Raw genomic sequence first — 21,911 nt, forward strand, 5'->3', positions numbered from 1 at the left:
CCACCCTCATCGTCTGGGGCGAGGACGACAAGCTGATCTCACCGATCTACGCCCAGGAGTTCGCCGCAGCCATCGCCGATTCCCGCATCGAGATCGTGCCGGGCGCCGGGCACGTCCCGCAGTGGGAACAGCTCGACACCGTCCGGCCGCTGGTGCTCGACTACCTCAAGGAGTAACCGACGGCCCGCGAATGCGAACGGCCTGGTCCGTGTGCTCGGACCAGGCCGTTCGCATTCACCGGCTACCGCCACCGACCACGGCGAACACCCACCTGACCGCCGGGATGCGGTGAGCAGGTGGGTGTCGGCGTCGCGGCCGTGTCAGCCGGACTTGCGCTCGGCTCCGACCAGGACGTAGACCATCGTGCAGTGCCGGTCGGTCCGGTTGCGCCAGCCGTGCCGGGTGCCCTGCTGCACGACGCAGGTACCCGGGGTGACGTGCACCTCGGAGCCGTCGTCGAGCTCGAGCCAGATCTCACCGTCCACGCAGACCCCGTAGTCGATGCTGTCCGTGGTGTGCATGCCGGGCGTGTCCGGCTCGAACACCCCGATCAGGCCCGGCTGCTTCTGCTCGGCCTCCGCCACGATCTCGTCGACGCCGGCGTCGGCCGGTGGGGTCGAGTCGGGAGCGAACCGCACGATGATGAACCGGGTCCCCCCCGGTCCGGGGAAGAACGGGAACGGCACCGTCGCGGGATTGTCGCCTGCGCCCACGAAGGGCGTGCCGTCGTCGGTGCCCCAGATGTTGAAGAGCTCCGAGCCCGGCATGGCCATCACGGTCGACGGCTCGAGCCGTGTCTCCTCCGCGAACACCGACTTGCCGTCGCTGGTCCGGTCGGTCACGACCTTCTTGAAGTCGAACGCCACGATCTCTCCTTCTGTTGAGGAATTGCGCGGATCGTTACCGGGCGGGAGTCTCGGCCAGGTCCACCCAGCGACGACCGGAGGCCTGCAGGATCCGGCCGAACGCGGAGCCGCTGAAGTGGCCGCTTGCCCCGGTGATGGTGGGGTCGCCCTCTAGCTCGGCGGCGATCCGGTCGCGGGTCCGGGCCGCCACGTCGGGGTCCACGTCGAAGATGATCCGCAGGTCGCCATCGGCGAGCTGCAGCGGGCAGTGCACGACGTCACCCAGGATGATCGCCCGGTCCTGGCCCGAGGAGATCACCGCCGAGCAGTGGCCCGGCGTGTGGCCGGGGCTCGCGAGCACGTTCACCCCGCTGGCGATGAGAGCACCATCGGCCACCGACTCAATGCGGTTCACCAGCGGCGCCAGGACCGCATCGGGGTGCGGCCCGATCGCCGCGAGCCCCTCGTCGGTCACGTCCTGCCAGAAGGCCAGCTCGCCCTCGCCGGCGATGTACCGGGCGTTGGGAAAGGTCAGCTCACCGTCCTGCGCGGTCCACCCCACGTGGTCGAGGTGCATGTGGGTGTAGAACACGACGTCCACATCGGTCGGTTCGACGCCGGCCTCGCGCAGGCTGGAGAGCAGCTTGCCGCCCCGGAACACCCCGTCCACCGGAGGGAACGGAACGACCATGTCGCCGAAGCCGAGGTCGACGACCACTTTCTGGTCGCCGGCCTCGACGAGGAAGCCGCCGAGGGTCAGCAGCAGCTTGCCGTCGTCGTCGAACAACTCGCGGTGCGCCTCCCAGAGCGCCTCGTTCGAGGCGGGAAACACCGTGGTGGCTGCGAGCGTCGCGTCACCGTCGGGCAGGTAGGTCACCCTGATGTCGCCGACCTCGATCGACTCGAGGGGCGCGGATCGTGCGGACATCATCGTCCTCTCTCGGCGGGCTCTCAGCCCGCCAGCGCTCCGAGCACCGGCTTGAACGGGTAGATCTGCGTGTCGACGACCACGCCCTGGGTGACGTAGGGATCTCCGTCGAGCAGCGGCTTCAGTTCGTCCTGGCCAGCAGCCTCGAACACCAGGATTCCGCCGGTGCCGTCCTCGAACGGGCCTGCGATGCGCAGGGACCCGGTGCGGATCAGCTCCTTCAGGTATGCCCCGTGCGGGCCGCGCGCCTCGTCGATCAGCTCGGTGTCGTCGGTGTACTTCCACACGACGGTGAAGAACGCCATGCCATCTCCTCTCCTCTGGGTGAATCGGTCACTGCCACTCGCAGTGGGCCTGGATCCCGCCGCCGTCATCGGTGAGCCAGCCCTTGGTGCCCGCGAACGCGAGCATCGCGCTGAACTTGCCCGCCCAGTCGTCGCCGACCCGCCCCTGCGCCATCCGCCGCACCGCGTCCACGGCCACGATCGCGGTCTCGCGGTCGACCAGGGTGCCGACCGCCGCACCCTCCAGTGCCTGCCTCGCAGAGGCCTCGTCCCCCGTCACCGCGAGGTGGAGGCGCCCGCAGTCGTCGGGGTCGTCCAACGCGACCACCGCGGGGCGCGCCGCGGCGTCGACCGAGACGATCACGACCCGGCGAGCTCGGACCGGACGAACTTCGCGATCTCCTCGTACAGCTCGTTGCCGCGCTCGACCGCACCGGTCATCCAGAAGACGCCGTGGATCAATCCGTCGTAGCGCCGGACGGTCACCGAGACGCCGGCCGCCTTCAGCCTCTCGGCGTAGGCCTCGCCCTCGTCCCGCAGCGGATCGAACTCGGCGGTGAGGACCAGCGCAGGGGGCAACCCCGAGTGGTCGGAGGCGAGCAGCGGCGATGCGTACGGGTTCTTGCCGTCGCCGGGCTCGCGCAGGTAGTGCCGCCAGAACCAATCCATCGACGCCGACGTCAGCAGGTAGCCCTCGGCATTCTCGCGGCGCGAGGGCAGGTTGGAGGTCGCGTCGGTGACCGGGTAGGTCAGCACCTGCGCCCGGATCCGCGGGCCGCCCTCGTCCCGGGCCTTCAGCGCGACGACCGCGGCGAGGTTGCCGCCCGCGCTGTCCCCGATCACGCCGAGCCGGTTCGGGTCACCGCCGAACTCGGCGGCGTTCCCGGCCACCCACTGCAGTGCGGCGTAGCAGTCGTCCACCGCACCCGGGAACTTCGTCTCCGGGGCCATCCGGTACTGCGTGGCCACCACGATGGCGCCGGTCACGGCGGCCAGGGCACGGCACGGCTTGTCGACGACCTCGAGGTTGCCGATCACCCAACCGCCGCCGTGGAAGTAGGTCAGAACGGGCAGCGGTCCTTGCCCCCCGGGGACGAAGATGCGGATCGGCAGCTCGCCGTCCGCGCCGGGGATGGTCCGGTCGTGCACGGCCGCCACGGTGGCCGGCTCGGCCTGCAGGCCGCGGAACGCCATCGCCGCGTCGCGCGCCTCGGACACGCTCATCTGCTCGAACGACTTCATGCCCTGGGCCCGCAAGGCCTCGAGCAGGCCCTGCGCCTGTGGATCCAATGCCATCGGGAGATCCCTTCGTCATGGGGGGACGGGTCATGGGGGGACGGGTCGACGACCCGCTCGGTCAGCATGGGGGGTGGAGGGGTGGGTGGTCCCGGCAGCGGGGCCACCCACCCACGCCCACGGGGCGTCGGGATCAGCCGGGAAACTCCGGCATGATCTTCTCGCCGAACAGCTGGAGGTTGCGCCGGACCTCGTTGAAGGGCAGGAAGCCCTGGTCGGACCACCAGACGAAGTACTCCGGACTACCGTTCTCCCACAGCTCGTGCATCTTCTCCTTCACGGCGCCCACGTCGCCGGCGTAGAGGTAGTGGGACTCCTCCATCCGCTCGACCGTATGCGGGACGGCGCCGGTCTCGCCGGCCCTGCGGAACACCTCGTAGAAGCCGTGGTGGCCCCAGAAGTTCTCCCAGCCCACGCCCGACACCCCGCGCTGCGCCTGGCGCATCGCCTCGTCCTTGTTGCGGCCGAAGTGGACCGACCGCAGTACCCCGGTGTTCTCCCCGAGCGCCAGGTCGAGACCGAGGTGTTGCTTCGCCTCGTCCTGGTAGGCCTCGACCATCTTGTGGTAGTCCTCGGGAATCGAGGTCAGGATGATCGGGGTGATGCCCTCGCGGGCGGTCCAGCGGATCGTGTTCTCGCTCATCGAGAACGCCTGGAACAGCTTCGGGTGCGGCTTCTGGTACGGCTTCGGCACCACGGAGATCTTGTGCAGCAGGCCGTCCTCGCCGATCTCCCCGTCGGCGCCGAACCGCCGTGTGTAGTCAGCCGCCGGCCAGTTCGTGCCCCCCGGCGGGTACGGGAACGAGTAGAACTTGCCTTCGTAGGAGAACGACTCCTCCTTCCAGGCGAGCTTGAGGATCCGGTAGACCTCCTCGAACAGCTCACGGTTGAGCTTGTCGCGCTCGCTCGCGTCACTGGTCGCGGTCTGGACCGGGAGCAGTTGCGTCATGGCGTTGAACCAGCGCTCCTGGTAGCCGCGAGCGAACCCGACGACCGTGCGGCCCTGCGTCATCTGGTCGAGCCACGCGGTCTCGATCGCCAGCTTCACCGGGTTGTGGCTGGGCAGCACGTAGCCGACCGGACCCACCTTGATGTTCTTGGTGTGGTGCGCGACGTCGAGGTAGAGGGAGTGCGGCCCACCCTGCTCCATGCCCTCGGTGTGCAGGTGGTGCTCGGGGAAGCAGATGGCCTCGAAGCCGTAGTCGTCGGCCATCTTGGCCAACTCACGCACCTCGGTGAGCATCTGCTGCCACTTCTCGGTCCGGTGTCCGATCGGACGCAACGCTTCCCGCTCACGTTCGGAAGCGGGAAGTGCTGGGAGCATGAAAAAGACGAACTTCACGTGCTCACTCCTCCACAGGTCGATGAGGGCCCGTCCGAACGGGCCTCGGAATTACCGATCCGTCCGCCACGACTGTTGCGCGACGGAGTTCGTTCAGGACGTTCGGGCGGATCACGCTGGCACGAACCTAGCCGGGCGACCACGCGTGGGCCTGTCCGAAAGTGCAACACTCCGGACGGTCCGGCAGGCGCGGGCAGAAGGCCGTCGAAGGCTGCGTCAACGTGCTGGACACGAATCTGAGCAGCGACGATGCGGCTCCGAACAGTGCTGCCCACGAGGGTGGAGCGCTAGCGGCGACGGCCACTCGCTATCATCATCATGTGCAGCTATTCTCGAGGTCCAGCCCGTGGAGCCCCGGAGCGAGAGGGGTGGCGGAATGAGGACCGGTGCGGAGGACAGCAATCGGCGGAGCCCGAAAATATCCGAGGTCATCGCCCGCGAATTGGCAAGTCATATCGTGAACGCCAAACTGTCGGCCGGCAGCGTCCTGCCCACCGAACGTGAGATGATCGAGAGCTTCGATGTCGGCCGCTCCACCATCCGTGAGGCATTGCGGCTGCTGGAGACCCGAAATGTCATCACGCTGCGTCCCGGACCGGGCGGGGGGCCCGTCGTGCGCCGTCCTCGTCCCGAGGACCTGAGCGAGGCCCTCAGTCTCATCCTGCAGTTCGAGGACGCGTCGCTGGACAACGTGATGGAGGCCCGGCGCGCGCTCGAGCCCACGATCGCCCGGCTGGCCGCGACCCGCATCTCCGACGCGGACCTGGATGCCATGGACCGGACGGTCTGCCTGATCCTCGAGAACCCGAGACCCGACGTCTTCCAGGAGCAGAACCGGATCTTCCACGCCACGCTGTCCCGGGCCGCGCGCAGCGTCGTGCTACAGGTGTTCGTCGAGAGCCTCGGCAGCGTCGCCGATGGCGTCGCGGGCGGCGTCACCTACTCGGCGCGGCGCTACATCGCGGCGGCGCAGGCCCACGCCCGCATCATCGAGGCCCTGCGCGCACACGACGCCGCCCAGGCCGAGCAGTTGATGCGCGACCACCTCGATGAGGCCGACGACTACTGGCACAAGAAGCACAAGGACCTGGTGTCGCGACCGGTGGTGTGGCGCCGCTGAGCAGCCCCGCGCTCAGGGCGTGACGCCCTCGGTGAGCCGCCGCCGGACGTCCTCGCGCAACCGGAACTTCTGGATCTTGCCGCTGGCCGTGCGGGGCATCTCGGCGGCGACCTCCAGGCGCTCGGGCAGCTTCTGGTCGGCGATCCGCCGCCCACGCAGGAACGTCACGAGGTCGGCCAGCTCGATTTCGGCGTCGCCCACCGGGACGACGTAGGCGCAGATCCGCTCCACGAGCACCGGGTCGGGCATCCCGACGACGGCGACCTCGCGCACTGCGGGATGCTCGAAGAGCAGGTCCTCGATCTCCTTCGCCGAGATGTTCTCCCCGCCCCGGATGATGATGTCCTTGCGGCGACCGGTGATCTGCACGTAACCGTCGGCATCGAGCACGGCCAGGTCGCCGGTGGCGAACCAGCCCTCCGCGTCGAAGGCGTCCCGGTCGAGCGCGGCGTCGAGATACCCGACGAACAGCTCGGGGCCGCGGACGAACAGCTCGCCGGCGACACCGGATGCGGCCGGTCGCCCGTCGAGGCCGACCACCTTCGCCTCGGCCGCCCCGATCCGTCTGCCGTCGGTGGTGGCGCGCTTGTCCACCGGGTCGGCTGCGCTGCCGCTGGACAGCGTGGGGAACTCGGTCGACCCGTAGGCTCGCGCGGTCATGCACCCCAGGTCCCTGGTGGCGTGCCGGATCAGCTCGGGCGGCACGTCCGCCCCGCCGCACGCGAACGTGGTGAGGGAGCCGAGGTCGAACCGGGCGCGATCCGGGTGGTGCAGGATGCCGTGCAGGAACGGGGTCGCGGCGACCGTGAAGCTGCACCGGTGCCGCTCCAGCAGCTCCAGCGCCCGCGCGGGCTCCCAGACGTCCTGCAGCACGACGTGCGAGCCGAGCATGAACGGCAGTTGCAGCCCGTAGAGCACCCCGGTGATGTGCGCGACCGGTGACGGCATGAACACCACGTCCGCGCCGCCGAGACCGAACAGTTCGATGATGCTGCGGTTCTCGTAGTCGAGGGTGTTGTGGGTGTGCAGGGCGCCCTTCGGGTCCGCGGTCGTCCCGGAGGTGTAGAGCAGCAGCGTCACGTCGTTGGCGCCGCGCTCGACGCGGGGTGGTGCGTCGCTCCCGGCGTCGAGCAGCTCCGCGAACGGCATCGTGCCCGCAGGCGCCGGCCCACCGACCACGACGACGTCGCGCAGCGCGGGCAGCTCGCCGCGCAGCTCGGCCAGCATCGCCGCGTGGTCGAATCCGCGGAACACCCCCGGCCCGACGACGACCTTCGCTCCCGACTGGCGAAGGATGAACTCCATCTCGCGGTGCCGGTAGATCGGGATGATCGGGTTGCTGACCGCGCCGATCCGGATCGCACCGTGGTGCACGGCGAACGCCTCGACCCAGTTCGGCAGCTGCCAGGCCACGACGTCGCCGCGGCCGATGCCCCTGGCCTGCAGCGCGGATGCGGTCCGGTTCACCAGCGCGTCCAGCTCGGCGTAGCTGACGCTGCGATCGCGGTCGACGACCGCGAGGCGCGCGCCGTCGGCGCGGGCGTGCGCGGCGAGGGAGGTGTCGGTGAGCGTGTCCCGCCACAGCCCGCGATCGGTGAAGTGCGCGACGAGCTCAGGGGTGAGCCGCGGCGGTGTGATCATGTGGTCTCCACCCTCAGGCGCCGGGCGCCGATCAGGCCGGCGAGCTCGCGCTCGTCTCCGTACCAGCTGCGCAGGGCCAGCGCCCGGCGCAGGAACCAGTGCAGGTCGCACTCCGTGGTGAACCCGATGCCACCGTGCACCTGCAGCCCGTCCTCGCATACCTGCCGCGCGCTCTGCGCGGCGCACGCCTTGACGGTGAGGCCGGTGAGCTCGAGCGCCGCCACATCCTGCTCGGCGGCATCGGCCGTCGCCGCCTCGCACAGCGCGTCCAGGGACAGCGAGAGCTGCGCCATCGTGGCCAGGATGTGCTTGAGCGCCTGGAAGCTGCCGACCGGCCGCCCGAACTGCTCGCGCTGTCCGGCGTAGGCCACGGAGTCGGCCAGCACCCGACGGGCGATCCCGGCCAGCTCACAGGCGGTGAGGATCCGTAGCCAGGCCCGCACCCTGGCCAGCAGCTCGACCGCAGCCGGCCCGGTGGCCACGACCTCGCCGGGTGCCACCTGGCGCTCGGCGACGGCGACCCGCGCGTACCGGGCACCGGGGTCGGCGCTGATCAGCTCTTGGATCCGCAGCGCCGGATCCTCGGCGGGGAGCACCACGACCGCAGGCTCGCCGGGCCCGGTGTCGGCGGCCAGGACGATCACGTCTGCCTGCGCCCCGAAGCGGACCAGCTCGACCGTGCCGGCCAGGGTGCGCCCGCGCAGGTGCAGGCCACCCAGCTCGGCGGCCCAGTGGACGGTCACCCCCGGGTCGGCGAGCGCGGGCAGCCGCGCGCCGGCCAGCGCCCCGGGCAGCAGTGCGGGCAGCACGAGCTGCTCGACCAACGGCCCGGGTACCAGCCGTTCCCCGATCAGACCGACCAGGCCGCCGAGCTGCGCCAGCGACACGCCCAAGCCGCCGTCGACGGCGGCGGCGGTCAGTTCGGCCCAGCCCAGCGCGGTCAGCTCGGCGTGCAGGCCCTCGTCCCATCCGCCGGCGGCGAGGATCGCGCGGTGCCGCTCGGGAGGCAGCGCCCTGTCCAGGAACGCGGCGACCGACACCGTCAGGTCGTCCCCGCCCTGCCGCTCAGCCACGGGGCAGTCCCAGCAGCCGCTCGGCGACGATGTTGCGCTGTATCTGCGCGGTTCCGCCGTAGATCGACGCGGCCCGCGAGTAGTAGTGGTCGTGCACCCACCGGCCCGCGTCGAGGCCGAGCGGGCGCGACCGCGGCGCCACCCGGAACGGGCCGAGCAGCTCGGCGACCGAGCGACAGACCACCTGCTCGGCATCGTTGAGCACGAGCTTGTCCACCGAGTCGAGCGGACCGGCGCCGGACCCGTCGAGCATCCGCGTCAGCGTGCGGCGCGTCTGCGCCTCCAGCAGACGCAGCGCGATGTGCGCCCGCCCGATCTCCTCCTGCACCCGGGGATCGGAGCGGCGGGACTCCGGCGCGCTCCGCAGCTGCGCGACGGCCTCGGCCAGCCCGGCCTCCAGCTCCACCCGGCGGCGCATCGTGTAGCTGCCGCGTTCCCGGCCGAGCGTGTCCAGCGCGATCCGCCACCCACCGTCGACCTCACCGAGCACGTTCTCCCGCGACACCCGAACGTGGTCGAGGAAGACCTCGTTGAACTCCGCGTCGCCCGTCATCTGGGCGATCGGGCGCACCGTGATGCCGGGCGAGGTCATGTCGACCAGCAGGTAGGAGATCCCCTCGTGCTTGCGCGCCGTCGGGTTCGTGCGGCACAGCAGAGCGCACCACGCCGCCTCGTGCGCCCAGCTGGTCCACACCTTCGCACCGGTCACCACGAACACGTCCCCATCGGGTTCGGCCCGGGTCGTGAGCGACGCGAGATCCGAGCCCGCGCCCGGCTCGGAGAAGCCCTGGCACCAGATGTCCACGCCGGAGAGCAGCCGTGGCAGGAACCGCTCGCGTTGCGCGTCGGTGCCGAAGGCGTGGATCGAGGGGCCGACCACCTCGAGGCCGATCAGACCGATGGGGGCCGGGGCGCGCGCGCGGACCAGCTCGTCGACGAAGGCGAACTGGTGCTGGGCGGTCAGCCCCTGCCCGCCGAACCGCCGCGGCCAGGCGATGCCCATCCAGCCCGCGTCGTAGAGGGTGCGCTGCCAACGACGGTGCACCGCGAACCGCTCGTCGAGGTCCAGCGGGGTCCCGGGGATCTCCGCCTCGGCCAGCCACGCTCTCGCCCTGGCCCGAAACGCCGTGACCTCCTCGACGGCCACCCTCACGATCCCGTGTACTGCGGTGGGCGGTGCTCGAAGAAGGCGTTGACGGCCTCCTTCGCGTCGGCGTGGGCGGACAGCTCCCCGGTCAGGCCCTGCTCGTACTCGTAGCCGGTCTTGAGGTCGGCGTACTCGATGGCGTTGAGGCTCTGCTTCGCGTAGCGCAGCGCGATCGGGCTGTGCCGGGTCATCCGGGCGGCCAGCGCGTAGGCCTCGTCGAGCAGCCGCTCCTGCGGCACCACCGTGAGCACCCCGCCATAGCGCACGAACTCCTCGGCGGCCAGCGGCTCGCCGGTGAAGTGCAGCAGCCGCACCAGCGCCTGTGGGAGCAGCCGGGACAGGTGCTTGGCGCCGCCCATCACCCCGACGTTGATCTCGGGTGTGCCGAGCTTCGCGCCGTCGGCGGCGACGATCAGGTCGCAGGACGCGGCGAGCGCGAGCCCGGTGCCGATGGCGACGCCGTGCACGGCGGCGATCACCGGCAGCGGCGCGTCGTAGATCGCCCAGAACGCCTCCCGGACCAGCCGCATCCGGTCGGGCGCGTTGCCCGGGTCCATGGTCTGGAACTCCTCGAGATCGTTGCCCCCGCAGAAGTGCCGGCCCTGCCCGGTGAGGACCAGGACCCGGGCGGCGGGCAGGTGCACGTCGACGTGCGCGAAGAGCTCGCGGATCTCGGCGTACATCTGCTGGTTCACCGCGTTCACCGGGGGCCGGTCCAGCCAGACCGTCCCCACGTGCCCGTCGGCGGACCAGCGCAGGAACTCGAACTCATCCATCGACCACCCCTACCGGCCGTCGAACGGCGCGGTGTTGAGCAGCCTGCGCCGCACGGCGCTGTTGAGCGGCCCGTCCCGCTCGCTCTCGGCCTTGACCCGTTGCCATTCGGGGTCGGTCATGAACGCCGCCCAACCGTCCTGCATCTGCTGGTAGGACTCCCAGCGCACGGCGTACACGACCTCTCCGATGCTGTTCTCGCCGAACTCGGTGTGCGACATGAACGCGATGTCGAAGCCGTGCTTGTCGAACAGTCCCAGCGTGTGGTCGGTGAACCGGGCGATGAGGGCCGGCAACCTGCCCGGCACGACCGTGTACTCCCTCAGCTCGTACAGCACGTGGCTCCCTCCGGTATCAGCCGCTCAGACAGCGGCCGTCGATCCCCAGGATCCTGATCTTGCGGTAGAGCGTGGACCGAGCGATGCCGAGCAGCTCGGCTGCGGCCTGCTTGTTGCCGCCGCTGTCGTCGAGCGCGTTGAGCAGCGCCTCCCGCTCGACCCGCTGCAGCGAGGTCAACCGGTGCTTGATCGGCGCGGTGCGGTACTCGGGCGGCAGGTGCTCGATCGCGATGTCCCGGCGGGCCGAACGCAGCAGCGCGCTGCTGAGCACCGCGCGCAGCTCACGGACGTTGCCCGGCCACACCTGGCCCATGAAGTTCTGCAGCGTCGCCGGCTCCAGTCGGGGAGGCGGCGAGCGGTCCGCGAGCTCGCGGACGAGCACACGCGCGATGTCGGCGACGTCCTCGGCCCGCTGACGCAACGGCGGCAGCTGCAGCCGCGCCGGGAAGCAGTCACGCAGCCGGGTCATCGCGTCGTCGCTACCCGCCAGGCGAGCAGTCGCGATCACCTGTACTAGTTGCCCGTCGACGTGCTCGACCAGGCCGACCGCGCGCGAGGCCAGCTCGACCGGCAGCTCGTCGATCTGCCGCAGCACCAGCGTCCCCGGGACGGCCAGACCGGCCCGCAGGCGCTCGAACCACGCCTGCGGATCGTCCCGGCACTGCCCGGTCTCGAGGACCGTGACAATGCCGGTCGCGCCGTCACGCTCATGCAAATGGCGGGCCAGGAAGGCCTTGCCGGTGCCGGGTTCCCCGGAGATCAGGATCGGCCGTCGGGCCTGTGCCACGGCCGCGAGCTCGCGACGGACCCGCTCGGCCGCGGCGCTGCGACCGGGCACCAGGCTGTCGTCGCTCTGCCCGGTCCGGCGGTGCCGACGCTCGGCGCGACCGGCGCAGCGCAGAGCGGCCGAGCGCACCCGCATCTCGATCAGGATCCCGGCCACGGCCTCCTCCTCGCGCACGATCGTGCACCGCGCCTGCACAACGACGTCCCCGGCCAGCCGCAACTCGCCGCAGTACTCGTCGCGGGCAGCCAGCACCCGCGAGGCCCAGTCCCACAGGAACGGCTGGTCGGCCGGGCTGACGAGCGGCCCGGCGAGGGTGTTGCTGATGAGCAGGTCGCGGTTGAGGCAGACCACGGCTGCCGCGGAACGGCGGGTGGTCTGTAAGAAACGGTCCAGCAGCAACCGCTCCTGCCGTGTGGTGTCGTCGGCGAGCCGTGCCTCGATTCGCGCCGCGGCCTCCTCCACCAGGGGCAGCATCAGCACGCTGCCGTCCTCGGTCCGGCACGCGAGGGCGAGGGCGCCCTTGATCACACCGGTCACCGGGTGCCGCACCGGAACCGCGCGCGCACTGAACAGCCGCAGGTTCTCCCGGTAGTGCTCGTCGCCGGCCACCACGAACGGGCGGCGCTCCTCGACCGCACACCCGACCGCGTTCGTGCCGATGGACTCCTCGGCCAGCCGGGATCCTGGAGCGATGAAGAGCCTGTCGCACCAGTCGCGGACATCCGCCCGGCCGGCCCGGCGCGCAACGACCCGCGCCTCGGCGTCAGCCAGAATGATCACCAACGGCTCCCCCTCGAGCCGCTGCGCCAACCGCTCGATCACCGGCTCGGCCGCGCGCAGCAGGCGGCTGGGGCGTTCGCTGCCGGGTCCACGAGCAACCTCGACACTGCCGCGGTCGACCCCGTTGCGAGCTGACCGTTCCCAGGACAAGGCGATGTCGGGTCGAAGCCCGGTGGGCGGCTGAGTCCCGACCAGATCGGGGCGGCGCGACTCGTGCAGATCCAGGTCAGGCTGGAGGGCAAGGTTCACGTTCAGCCACCTCGCTGTGACGGAATCCGTTCCGAATCGTCGAGACTCGGGGCCGTGTCCTTCCGGGCGCCGTCCGCCCGCGCCCTGTCGCACTGCCGCCACTCCGGCTCGATCAGGAGCCCGGAACGGCCACACATTTTCGTTGCATGCTTGTATGTCTGCGGTTGATGAGCAGCAATGTGCAGGATGTGACGAACTCTGTCAAGAAGTGTTCCCGGTTACCGGAACGCACGGCCTGGACGTGCGCCGTCGATGGTGCGCTGGCCGTCCGGCACGGGGCGAAGTCGACATTTCTGCAGTTCAGACCCTTTGGCAGGACGTAGCGCCGGCCACCCGGACCTGACCGCTTCCCGCCTCGGACGTCCCACGGTGAACCTTGACAGCAGCCTGACCGCGACTCATATGATGCGCATGATCAGCAGCTATACCTCTCGCCTGGTCGCGGCTCGAAACGAGGCTCCAGATGACGACATCGAAGGAGACGATCGCCGAGGTTCGCACGGACGTCCGGCGGTTCCTGGCCGAGGAGCTGGCCGCGGCCTCGTTCAAACCGATGTGCGACTCCTGGATCCAGGGCCACTCGGCGACGTTCAGCCGGAAGCTGGGCGACCGTGGCTGGCTGGGGATGACCTGGCCGCAGCGCTACGGGGGCGGTGGACGCTCGGCGCGCGAGCGATTCACCGTGATCGAGGAGCTGCTCGCCGCGGGAGCCCCGGTCGCCGCACACTGGATCGCCGACCGCCAGACCGGCCCGCTGCTGCTGCGCGCAGGCACCGAGCAGCAGAAGGCGGCGTTCCTGCCGCCCATCGCCCGAGGCAGGTTGTTCGTCGCCGCCGGTCTGAGCGAGCCCGACAGCGGTTCGGACCTCGCCTCGATCCGGACCCGCGCCGTCCCGACCGCGACCGGCTGGCGGGTGAGCGGGCGCAAGGTGTGGACCAGTCACGCACACCGAAGCCATTATCTGCTCGCGCTCGTCCGCACCGCGGCACCGGACGGCGACCGCCACGCCGGACTCAGCCAGCTGCTGATCAAGCTCGACTCCCCCGGTGTGGCAGTGCGTCCGATCGAGGTGATGACCGGCGAGTCGCATTTCACCGAGGTCACCCTCGACGACGTCGACGTGCCGAGCGACCTGGTCGTCGGCGCGGTCGGGGACGGATGGCGTGGCGTGATGTCGGAGCTGGCGCACGAGCGCAGTGGTCCGGAGCGCTATCTCAGCACGTTCCCGCTGCTCGCCGAGCTGGTGTCCGGCGGGACGGCGGACGGCGAGACCGCGCTGGCCGACATCGGCTCGGCGACCGCCCGGCTCTGGGCCCTGCGCAGCCTGTCGCTGCGCGTGCAGGATCTCCTCCAGCAGGGCAGTCCGACCGGTACCGCGGCCGCGCTGGTGAAGGACCTCGGCACCCGCCTGGAGGGCGACATCATCGACATCACCCGGCGGGCGTCCCAGCGCAGACCGGACCGGTCCGACCACAGCGCGCTGCCCGAACTGTTGCGCGCGGCCCAGCTCGCCGCGCCGTCGTTCACACTGCGCGGCGGGACGAACGAGATCCTTCGCGGACTGGTCGCGCGCGGGCTGGAGGCCTGACATGCCAGAGACCGCCGGGGGGAATGAGCGGGATCTGCTGCGGGCGACCGCGGCGAAGCTGCTGACCGACCGGGCGGCATCCGCCCGCGCCGAGGCGGACCAGCAGGGGTGGAGCCGTAGCCTGTGGGAGCTCCTGGAGGAGGCCGGGCTCACCCTCGTGTCCGTTCCGGAATCGGCGGGCGGCTCCGGGGGCGACGCGCGCGACGTCGCCGTCGTGGCACAGGCCTGTGGCTACCAGGCGGCCCCGGTGCCGCTGGTGGAGACCGCCCTGCTGGCCGGTTGGGCGCTCGCGGCGGCCGGGCTCGCGGTGCCTCCCGGCCCACTCACCGTCGTGCCGCCCGCCGCCGCCGCATCCGCGGCGCTGGTGCCCGACGGTCCCGGTCTCCGCGTCCGCGGCCGGCTCTGCGCCGTCCCGTGGGCGCGGGCCGCCCGGCAGGTCCTCCTCCTCACCGCGGCGCCAGGGGACCCGAGCCGGGTCGTGCTCGCGGCGATCGACCCGCGCGACTGTGCCATCGAGCCCGGCACGAACCTCGCCGCCGAGCCGCGCGACACCCTCGTGCTGCCGTCCGGCGGGGTCGCCTGCACGCCGCTGGCCGCCGACGGCCCGGATACGTCCGGGGCGGTACTGCGGGGGGCGCTGGGCCGGGCGCTGCTGATGGTGGGGTCGCTGCGCCGGGTGCTCCACCTGACCGTGGGATACGCGCGTGAGCGCGAGCAGTTCGGCCGTCCGATCGGCCGGTTCCAGGCCGTCCAGCAGCAGATCGCCGCGCTCGCGGGCGCCGTCGAGCAGGCGCAGGCCATGACCGACCTCGCCGTCACGGTGCTCGACGAGGGCGGCCGCGCGGCCGAGGCCGTGATGGCGGCGAAGATCTGTGCGGGGCAGGCCGCGTCCGTCGCGATCGCCGTCGGGCACCAGGTGCACGGCGCGATCGGCTTCACCACCGAGCACGAGCTCCACCTGCACACGCGCAGGCTCATGTCGTGGCGCGACGAGTACGGCGCCGAGTCCGAATGGTCGGCCGAGCTGGGCGCGCGGGTCACGAGCGCCGGTCCTGACGGGCTGTGGGACCTGCTGACCGGCCGGACCGCCGCGGTGGCCGCCCGATGACGGCCATCCCGCTGCCCGCGCCTCCCGGCTGCCTGGCCGGGGTGCGGGTGCTCGACCTGAGCTCCTTCCTGCCCGGCCCCTTCTGCACCCAGATCATGGCCGACCTCGGCGCAACCGTGATCAAGATCGAGGGACCACGCGGGGACGCGGGGCGGCAGTTGCCCGGCGCCCTGCACGAGGCGGTGAACCGCAACAAACGCAGCGTCGTCCTCGACCTGAAGACCGACCGGGGGCGGGCGCTGGGACGCCGGCTCGCCGCCGGGGCCGACGTGCTGGTGGAAGGCTTCCGCCCCGGCGTGGTGGACCGGCTCGGCATGTCCTACCCGGCGGTGCGCGCGGTGAACCCGTCGATCGTCTACTGCTCGGTCTCCGGGTTCGGGCAGACGGGGCCGCTGCGCGACGTGCCCGGCCATGACGTCACCTACCTCGCGGCCAGCGGGGTGCTGTCCTTCCGCGGCGGCTGGGACGACAGCGCGCCGCCCCGGCCGGGGGTACCGGTGAGCGACCTGGCGGCGTCCACCTACGCGGCCATCGCGATCCTGGCCGCGCTGTACCAGCGCCGGGGCACGGGAGAAGGGGCGTACCTCGACCTGGCGATCGCCGACGCGGCCCTGTCCTTCGCCAGCACCAGGGCCGACCCGTGCCTGGACGACCACGGCCCGAGCAGCGCGCATCTCCACCCGTCGAACGACCTGTTCGACGCCGCCGACGGCGTGCGGATCGCGATCGGTGCCGTGGAGGAGCATTTCTGGGAGCGACTCGTCGTGCTGCTCGCCGAGGAGGTCCCGGCGCTCGCCGATCCCCGCTTCCGCTCCGCGGACGGGCGGCGCGAGCACGGCGACGACCTCGTCGCACTGCTGCGCCGCGCGGTGCGCGCCCGCCCGGCCGCCGACTGGCTGGCCGCGTTCGCCGCGGTTGACGTCCCGGCGCACCGGGTGCTGTCCGTGGGCGAGGCCAGCCGGTCCGCGCACGCGCGAGCGCGCGGGGTTGTCGCGGACAGCGACTGCGGGCGCCACGTCCTGTTCCCCGTGCTGCGCGACGGCGCCGTGATGGGCGACATGCGCAGCCCGGCGCCCGCACTGGGCGCACACACCGAGCAGGTGCTGGCCGACGTGGCGGCCGGGAAGGAACCGTGGATCCCGTGACGGCGCCGCATGCAGGTCCCCTCGAGGGAATCACGGTCGTCGATCTCACCTCGACGTTCATGGGCCCGTACTGCACGTTGCTGCTGGCCCAGATGGGCGCCGAGGTGGTCAAGGTCGAGACCCCCACCGGGGACGTGGTCCGCTACATCGGCGACGATCGCGGCGCCGGGATGGGCCCGGTGTTCCTCAACGCGAACCAGGGCAAGCGCAGTGTCGCCCTGGACCTGAAGGTGCCGGCCGGCCGGGAGGTGCTGTTGCGCCTCGTGGCCGCCGCCGACGTCTTCGTGCACAACGTGCGCCCGGAGGCAGCGCGCCGGCTGGGCATCGGCTACGACGAGATCGCCGCGGTGAACCCCGCGGCGGTCTACTGCGCACTGCGCGGCTACGGCAAGGAGGGCCCGTACCGCGACCGGGCCGCCTACGACGACGTGATCCAGGCGAGCTGTGGGCTGGCCGCTGTGCAGGGCACGGCGGACGAGCCGGCGTACGTGCGCACGCCGGTGGCCGACAAGGCGGTGGGGCTGCTCGCGGTCAGCGCGATCAGCGCGGCGCTCTTCGCCAGGGAACGCACCGGCCGTGGCCAGGAGATCGAGGTCCCGATGCTCGAGTCCATGGTCACCTTCACACTGCTGGACCAGCAGGGCGGCTACGTCTTCGATCCGCCCCGCGGCGCGGCCGGGTACGCCCGGACGGCCTCGCCGTACCGCAAGCCGTACCGCACCGCCGACGGCTACCTGAGCGTCATGGTCTACACCGACACGCAGTGGCGCACGTTCTTCGCGTTGATCGGACGGCCCGACCTGGCGACCGAACCGCGCTACCGCACGATCACCGAGCGGACCCGGAACATCGACGAGCTCTACCAGCTCGTCGAGAAGGAGCTGCTGGCTCGGCCGAGTGCCGAGTGGCTCGCAGCGCTGAGCGGGGCGGAGATCCCCGCGGCGCCGGTGCTTTCGGTGCCCGACCTGTTCACCGACGAACACCTGGCTGCGGCCGGCCTCTTCGAGCAGGTCGAGCATCCCACCGAGGGCCCGCTGCGGCTGGCCCGGTTCCCGATCTCGTTCGCCGGGTCGTATCCGGCCCGGCCGCGTCCGGCGCCGCGGCTGGGCGAGCACGGCAGCGAGGTGCTGGCCGAGCTCGGGTACGGCCCGGAGGAGGTCTCCGCGCTCGCCGAGGCGGGCGTCGTCGCCGAGGAGGGGAACCGGTCATGAGCGAGGTCCGCTGGGAGATCAGCGACGGGATCGCCGTCGTCACCCTTGCCGCACCGGAGCGCCGCAACGCGCTGACCGTGCGGATGGCCGGCGAGCTGGAGGCCGCATTCGACGAGGTCGACGCCCGTGACGACGTCGGTGCGGTCGTGGTGCGCGGTTCCGGTGGGTCGTTCTGCGCCGGCGCGCACCTCGGGGTACTGGGCGAGGCCGCCCAGGACCCGCTGGACGACGACGCACAGCGCGACATCGACGCCCTCTACGGCTCGTTCCTGCGCGTCGGCCGGTGCCGGACGGCGACGATCGCCGCGGTGCGCGGGGCCGCAGTCGGGGCGGGGCTCAACCTCGCCCTGGCCACCGACCTGCGCATCGTCGCCCGCGATGCGCGACTGATCTCGGGCTTCCTGCGCATCGGGGTGCACCCCGGCGGCGGGCACTTCACGCTGCTCAGCCGGGCGGCGGGGCGGGACGCGGCCGCGGCGGTCGGGCTGTTCGGCCACGAGATCGACGGTGAGCGGGCGGCCGCCCTCGGGCTCGCGTGGCAGGCGGTCGACGACGCCGATGCCGAGGCGACGGCATTGCAGGTGGCCGCCCGGCTGGGCAAGGACCCTGCGCTGGCCCGGCGGATGGCCGCCACCTTCCGTCGCGAGGCCGGCCCGCCCGCGACGTCGTGGGACGTGGGGCTCGAGATCGAGCGTGGCCCGCAGATGTGGTCGTTCCGCAGGCGAGCGAAGGCGTCCGCGGCCTGGTGTCCCGACGGAGGTGCACCATGACCGGATTCGTGGACTGCGACGTGCACAACGCGGTCCCCGACCTCTCGGCGCTGTTCCCCTTCCTCTCCGACCGCTGGGTGGACTACTGCGTGGAGAGCGGCGTCGACGGTTTCGATCCCGCCTTCTACCCGGCGGGGATGCCGCTGTCGGCCCGGCCCGAGGCGCGGGTCGGCGACGGCCCGCCGGGGTCCGACCCGGACATGGTGCGCGCCCACGTCCTCGACGGCCCGGGCGCAGGGCACGCGATCCTCAACTGCCTCTACGCGGTGCAGGCCCTGCACAACGCCGACTGGTCGACGGCGCTGGCCGCCGCCCTCAACGACTGGCAGGCCGCGACCTGGCTGGCCGCCGACCCGCGCTTCCGGGCCTCCGTCGTGGTCTCGCCGCAGGATCCGCGGGCCGCCGCTGAGGAGGTCGCCCGGAGGGGGGACACCCCGGGTTTCGTCCAGGTCCTGCTGCTCGCCTCGACCCAGGTGCCGCTCGGTCAGCGGGCGCACTGGCCGATCTACGCCGCCGCCGAGGCGGCGGGGATGGCGGTCGCGATCCACCCCGGTGTCGCCGGGGCCAACGCGCTCTCGCCGGTCGGCTGGTCCTCGCACTACATCGAGGACTACGCGGGCGCGGCGCTGTCCCTGCAGTCGCAGCTGACGAGCCTGGTGTGCGAGGGAGTCCTCGCGGCGCACCCCGGGCTGCGGGTGGTGCTGCTGGAGAGCGGGGTCACCTGGCTGCCCTCGCTGATGTGGCGTTTCGACAAGAACTGGAAGGCGCTGCGCCGGGAGGTGCCGTGGGTGGACCGGGCGCCTTCCCGCCTCATCCGGGAGCACGTGCTGTTCACCGTGGCCCCGTTCGACGGCCCGCCCGACCAGACGCCGGAGTGGACCGACCGGTTCCTGACGCAGATCGGATCGACCGGGATGCTCCTGCACGCGAGTGACTACCCGCACTGGCACCACGGTGCCGGGGCGAGCACGCTGCTGGGGCACCTGTCCTCCGCCGAGCGGGCGCAGGTGTTGCACGGCAACGCGGCCCGGCTCTACGGGCTGCCCGAGGAGGCGACCACGTGCGCACCAACGGGCTGATCGACTGCGACGTGCACAATGCGGTGTCCTCGGACGCCGCGCTGCTCCCCTACCTGCCGGCCCGCTGGCGCCGGCACCTCGAGCTGGTTGGCTCGCGGACGTTCTCGCCGTTCGCCAAGGGCTACGCCTATCCCAAGGCCGCGCGGTTCGCCAGCCGGCACGATGCCTGGCCACCGTCGGGCGGGTTGCCCGGCTCGGATCTGGACTTCATGCGCGCACAGCTGCTGGACGCCTACGGCGTGGACTACGCGGTGCTGAACTGCCTCTACCGGGCGTCCGAACAGCGCTACGACGCCTACGGGGCGGCGCTGGCCGCGGCGGTGAACGACTGGCAGGCCGAGCACTGGCTGGAGCGGGACCCCCGCCTGCGGGCCTCGATCACGGTGCCGTTCGAGTCGCCAGGGCTGGCCGCCGCGGAGATCGACCGGGCTGCCGCACATCGTGGGTTCGTTCAGGTGCTGCTGTTCCCGCGTACCCAGCAGCCGCTGGGCAAGAGGCACTACTGGCCGATCTACGAGGCGGCCACGCGGGCCGGCCTGCCGGTGGGGATCCACGCGGCGTCGACCACCCCCGGCCCCATCACCGCCGCGGGCTGGCCGTCCTACTACATCGAGGACCACACGTCGCTGGCCGTCGCCTTCCAGGCCCAGGTGATCAGCCTGATCATGGAGGGGGTCTTCGACCGGTTCCCCGACCTGAGCGTCGTACTCATGGAGGGCGGCTTCGCCTGGGTGCCGGCGCTGGGCCACCGGCTCGACGCGCTGCACCACCGGCTGCGCGACGAGGTGCCCGACCTCGAACACCCGCCCTCGCACTACCTGCGCCATCGGATCCGGATCACCACCCAGCCGATGGAGGAGCCCGAGCGTCCCGGCGACCTCGTCCCGCTGATCCGCGACATCGGCCAGGACGTCCTGATGTTCTCCACCGACTATCCGCACTGGGACTTCGACAACCCGAAGCGCGCGTTCCAGACCCGGATGCCGGTCGACCTGCACCAGCGGATCATGTTCGACAACGCCAGCGCCCAGTACCGGTTCACCCCGTGACGGCCACGGCGTACGTGGTGGCGACCACGACGGAGATCCCCCGGTGACCGGGGACGGCGAGTTCGTCGTGGTGCATGTCCGATCGCCGATGTCCGGCGATCGGACACCCGTGCAGGTTGTCCTGAGTTAGCGTCACGAAGGACCGGAGCTCGTCGTGCGGCACGTGGCCCTGTGCAATTCCGTGCGCGCCGGACCTGGTCCTCCGAATGACCCGCGATGCCGATCTGGAGGCTCTGCGTGAAGATCTCATGCGCGTTCGCCACGTCACTGGACAGCCACGAGCACGCCCGAATCGCGGAAACGTTGGGCTACGAGCGGGCATTCTTCTACGACTCACCTGCGCTCTATCCGGATGTCTGGGTCCAGCTCTGTCGGGCCGCGGATCGCACGGAGCGGATCGTCCTCGGGCCCGGCGTACTGATCCCGAGCCTGCGGCACCCGATGGTGACGGCCTCGGCGATCGGAACGCTGGCCTCGGTGGCCGGTCCGGAGCGGACGATGGTCGGCGTCGGTTCCGGGTTCACCGGGCGGCTCTCCATGGGTAAGCGACCCATCCCCTGGGCGAAGGTCAAGGAGTACGTGCTCGTCGTGCAGGCTCTGCTGCGCGGTGAGGAGGTGGAGTGGGATGGCGGCATCATGACGATGCTGGCCTCGGACGACCGGTACGCCCCGGCCCGGCCGATCGAGGTCTCCTGGGTGATCGCCGCCAATGGGCCGAAGGGCTATGGAGTCACCCGCGAGCTCGGCGCCGAGGTGCTCACCATCCTGGTGCCGAACCCGGACTTCGCCTCGAGCATCATCCTGGATTTCGGGACGGTGCTGGACGAGGGCGAGGACCCCGGGTCGCAGCGGGTGGTCGACGCCGCCGGCCACGGCCTGAGCGTCGTACTGCACTGGGCGGTCGAGCACGGCGTGATCGACGAGCTGATGCCGGAGCGGGGCCGCGAGTGGGCCGCCGCCTACGACGACGTGCCTGCCGAGAAGCGCCATCTCGCCCTGCACGACCGGCACCTGGTCGCAGTGAACGAACGCGACAGGCCGTTCGTCACCGGTGACCTGCTGGTCAAGGGCGGGTTGGCGCTGTCGCGGTCCGAGTGGCGGGACAAGCTCGCCAAGCTGGAGGCGGGCGGAAGCACCGAGATCGCCTACCAGCCGGCGGGGCCGGACATCCCGCATGAGCTCGAGGCCTTCGCGGCCGCCGTCCACGCCTGATCGACGGTCCCCGCCTCGAGTCCGCAGCTGGACGGTCGACTCCGAACGCTCACGAGGACACGCCTGGTCAAGACCTGGATCTTCGTTCTCTTCGGCTACCCGCACGACCCGACTCCCGGCGGGGCGGCGACTCAGGGATGCATCA

The 21,911-nt window shown here is 71.5% G+C and carries 21 protein-coding genes; 9 read left to right on the plus strand and 12 right to left on the minus strand.

What is annotated here, in order from left to right:
• Positions 1 to 320: 320 nt before the first annotated feature.
• From JWR81_RS11600 to JWR81_RS11625, 6 genes are all read right to left on the minus strand, one after another.
• Entirely contained in the window at positions 321 to 866 is a 546-nt protein-coding gene (locus JWR81_RS11600; protein WP_297650410.1) for a cupin domain-containing protein, read from the minus strand.
• Between the two features lie 34 nt (positions 867 to 900).
• On the minus strand, positions 901 to 1,773 hold the full coding sequence (locus JWR81_RS11605; protein ID WP_297650413.1) for an MBL fold metallo-hydrolase: 873 nt from the start codon (positions 1,771 to 1,773) through the stop codon (positions 901 to 903).
• A gap of 23 nt (positions 1,774 to 1,796) precedes the next feature.
• Entirely contained in the window at positions 1,797 to 2,078 is a 282-nt protein-coding gene (locus JWR81_RS11610; protein ID WP_297650415.1) for a YciI family protein, read from the minus strand.
• Positions 2,079 to 2,106: 28 nt separating this feature from the next.
• The gene (locus JWR81_RS11615; protein WP_297650417.1) at positions 2,107 to 2,421 is read right to left on the minus strand and encodes a hypothetical protein; all 315 of its coding nucleotides are present in this window, start codon (positions 2,419 to 2,421) and stop codon (positions 2,107 to 2,109) included.
• Complete coding sequence (locus tag JWR81_RS11620) at positions 2,418 to 3,353, minus strand: alpha/beta hydrolase (protein WP_297650420.1); 936 nt, start codon at positions 3,351 to 3,353, stop codon at positions 2,418 to 2,420. Before JWR81_RS11620 ends, JWR81_RS11615 begins: the two co-directional genes overlap by 4 nt.
• Before the next feature lie 133 nt (positions 3,354 to 3,486).
• Positions 3,487 to 4,695, minus strand: coding sequence for an LLM class flavin-dependent oxidoreductase (locus JWR81_RS11625; RefSeq protein ID WP_297650422.1), 1,209 nt, complete (start codon positions 4,693 to 4,695; stop codon positions 3,487 to 3,489).
• Between the two features lie 376 nt (positions 4,696 to 5,071).
• On the opposite strand from JWR81_RS11625, the gene JWR81_RS11630 reads away from it, so the two are divergent.
• Positions 5,072 to 5,815 (plus strand): FadR/GntR family transcriptional regulator, encoded by a 744-nt coding sequence (locus JWR81_RS11630; protein ID WP_297650424.1) that lies wholly within the window; start codon positions 5,072 to 5,074, stop codon positions 5,813 to 5,815.
• 12 nt (positions 5,816 to 5,827) lie between these two features.
• Here JWR81_RS11630 and JWR81_RS11635 read toward each other — a convergent pair whose 3' ends face one another.
• The 6 genes from JWR81_RS11635 to JWR81_RS11660 are packed head-to-tail and all read right to left on the minus strand — an operon-like array spanning position 5,828 to position 12,355.
• Positions 5,828 to 7,456 (minus strand): AMP-binding protein, encoded by a 1,629-nt coding sequence (locus tag JWR81_RS11635; RefSeq protein ID WP_297650426.1) that lies wholly within the window; start codon positions 7,454 to 7,456, stop codon positions 5,828 to 5,830.
• Positions 7,453 to 8,529, minus strand: coding sequence for an acyl-CoA dehydrogenase family protein (locus JWR81_RS11640; protein ID WP_297650428.1), 1,077 nt, complete (start codon positions 8,527 to 8,529; stop codon positions 7,453 to 7,455). Before JWR81_RS11640 ends, JWR81_RS11635 begins: the two co-directional genes overlap by 4 nt.
• Positions 8,522 to 9,676, minus strand: a complete 1,155-nt coding sequence (locus JWR81_RS11645; RefSeq protein WP_297650430.1) for an acyl-CoA dehydrogenase family protein — start codon at positions 9,674 to 9,676, stop codon at positions 8,522 to 8,524. The genes JWR81_RS11640 and JWR81_RS11645 overlap by 8 nt, the downstream gene beginning before the upstream one ends.
• Positions 9,677 to 9,678: 2 nt before the next feature.
• Entirely contained in the window at positions 9,679 to 10,452 is a 774-nt protein-coding gene (locus JWR81_RS11650; RefSeq protein ID WP_297650432.1) for an enoyl-CoA hydratase-related protein, read from the minus strand.
• 9 nt (positions 10,453 to 10,461) lie between these two features.
• On the minus strand, positions 10,462 to 10,788 hold the full coding sequence (locus JWR81_RS11655; RefSeq protein ID WP_297650434.1) for an NIPSNAP family protein: 327 nt from the start codon (positions 10,786 to 10,788) through the stop codon (positions 10,462 to 10,464).
• 16 nt (positions 10,789 to 10,804) lie between these two features.
• Positions 10,805 to 12,355: a helix-turn-helix domain-containing protein gene (locus tag JWR81_RS11660; RefSeq protein WP_297650436.1), complete on the minus strand. Its 1,551-nt coding sequence runs from the start codon at positions 12,353 to 12,355 to the stop codon at positions 10,805 to 10,807.
• Between the two features lie 712 nt (positions 12,356 to 13,067).
• Between JWR81_RS11660 and JWR81_RS11665 the strand changes: the two genes are divergently transcribed.
• From JWR81_RS11665 to JWR81_RS11700, 8 genes are all read left to right on the plus strand, one after another.
• On the plus strand, positions 13,068 to 14,192 hold the full coding sequence (locus tag JWR81_RS11665) for an acyl-CoA dehydrogenase family protein (protein WP_297650451.1): 1,125 nt from the start codon (positions 13,068 to 13,070) through the stop codon (positions 14,190 to 14,192).
• A 1-nt stretch (position 14,193) separates the two neighbouring features.
• The gene (locus JWR81_RS11670) at positions 14,194 to 15,300 is read left to right on the plus strand and encodes an acyl-CoA dehydrogenase family protein (protein WP_297650453.1); all 1,107 of its coding nucleotides are present in this window, start codon (positions 14,194 to 14,196) and stop codon (positions 15,298 to 15,300) included.
• Positions 15,297 to 16,445, plus strand: a complete 1,149-nt coding sequence (locus tag JWR81_RS11675; RefSeq protein WP_297650455.1) for a CaiB/BaiF CoA-transferase family protein — start codon at positions 15,297 to 15,299, stop codon at positions 16,443 to 16,445. Before JWR81_RS11670 ends, JWR81_RS11675 begins: the two co-directional genes overlap by 4 nt.
• Complete coding sequence (locus tag JWR81_RS11680) at positions 16,442 to 17,656, plus strand: CaiB/BaiF CoA-transferase family protein (RefSeq protein WP_297650457.1); 1,215 nt, start codon at positions 16,442 to 16,444, stop codon at positions 17,654 to 17,656. Before JWR81_RS11675 ends, JWR81_RS11680 begins: the two co-directional genes overlap by 4 nt.
• Positions 17,653 to 18,426 carry an enoyl-CoA hydratase-related protein gene (locus JWR81_RS11685; protein WP_297650459.1) on the plus strand — a complete coding sequence of 258 codons (774 nt, stop codon included), beginning with the start codon at positions 17,653 to 17,655 and terminating at the stop codon, positions 18,424 to 18,426. Before JWR81_RS11680 ends, JWR81_RS11685 begins: the two co-directional genes overlap by 4 nt.
• The gene (locus JWR81_RS11690; RefSeq protein ID WP_297650461.1) at positions 18,423 to 19,505 is read left to right on the plus strand and encodes an amidohydrolase family protein; all 1,083 of its coding nucleotides are present in this window, start codon (positions 18,423 to 18,425) and stop codon (positions 19,503 to 19,505) included. Before JWR81_RS11685 ends, JWR81_RS11690 begins: the two co-directional genes overlap by 4 nt.
• Positions 19,487 to 20,554 carry an amidohydrolase family protein gene (locus tag JWR81_RS11695; RefSeq protein ID WP_297650463.1) on the plus strand — a complete coding sequence of 356 codons (1,068 nt, stop codon included), beginning with the start codon at positions 19,487 to 19,489 and terminating at the stop codon, positions 20,552 to 20,554. Before JWR81_RS11690 ends, JWR81_RS11695 begins: the two co-directional genes overlap by 19 nt.
• Before the next feature lie 237 nt (positions 20,555 to 20,791).
• A complete protein-coding gene (locus tag JWR81_RS11700) occupies positions 20,792 to 21,766 on the plus strand; it encodes an LLM class flavin-dependent oxidoreductase (RefSeq protein ID WP_297650465.1) in 975 nt (324 codons plus the stop codon).
• Positions 21,767 to 21,911 lie beyond the last annotated feature (145 nt).

Source organism: Pseudonocardia sp. (assembly GCF_025965585.1).
In the GTDB taxonomy this organism is placed as follows: domain Bacteria; phylum Actinomycetota; class Actinomycetes; order Mycobacteriales; family Pseudonocardiaceae; genus Pseudonocardia.

Bases quoted from the DNA above. Each gene is read 5' to 3' on its own strand.
- JWR81_RS11610 (WP_297650415.1), bottom strand. From the start codon at position 2,078: ATGGCGTTCTTCACCGTCGTGTGGAAGTACACCGACGACACCGAGCTG.
- JWR81_RS11665 (WP_297650451.1), top strand. From the start codon at position 13,068: ATGACGACATCGAAGGAGACGATCGCCGAGGTTCGCACGGACGTCCGG.
- JWR81_RS11670 (WP_297650453.1), top strand. From the start codon at position 14,194: ATGCCAGAGACCGCCGGGGGGAATGAGCGGGATCTGCTGCGGGCGACC.
- JWR81_RS11675 (WP_297650455.1), top strand. From the start codon at position 15,297: ATGACGGCCATCCCGCTGCCCGCGCCTCCCGGCTGCCTGGCCGGGGTG.
- JWR81_RS11690 (WP_297650461.1), top strand. From the start codon at position 18,423: ATGACCGGATTCGTGGACTGCGACGTGCACAACGCGGTCCCCGACCTC.
- JWR81_RS11620 (WP_297650420.1), bottom strand. From the start codon at position 3,353: ATGGCATTGGATCCACAGGCGCAGGGCCTGCTCGAGGCCTTGCGGGCC.
- JWR81_RS11650 (WP_297650432.1), bottom strand. From the start codon at position 10,452: ATGGATGAGTTCGAGTTCCTGCGCTGGTCCGCCGACGGGCACGTGGGG.
- JWR81_RS11630 (WP_297650424.1), top strand. From the start codon at position 5,072: ATGAGGACCGGTGCGGAGGACAGCAATCGGCGGAGCCCGAAAATATCC.
- JWR81_RS11605 (WP_297650413.1), bottom strand. From the start codon at position 1,773: ATGTCCGCACGATCCGCGCCCCTCGAGTCGATCGAGGTCGGCGACATC.
- JWR81_RS11635 (WP_297650426.1), bottom strand. From the start codon at position 7,456: ATGATCACACCGCCGCGGCTCACCCCTGAGCTCGTCGCGCACTTCACC.
- JWR81_RS11685 (WP_297650459.1), top strand. From the start codon at position 17,653: ATGAGCGAGGTCCGCTGGGAGATCAGCGACGGGATCGCCGTCGTCACC.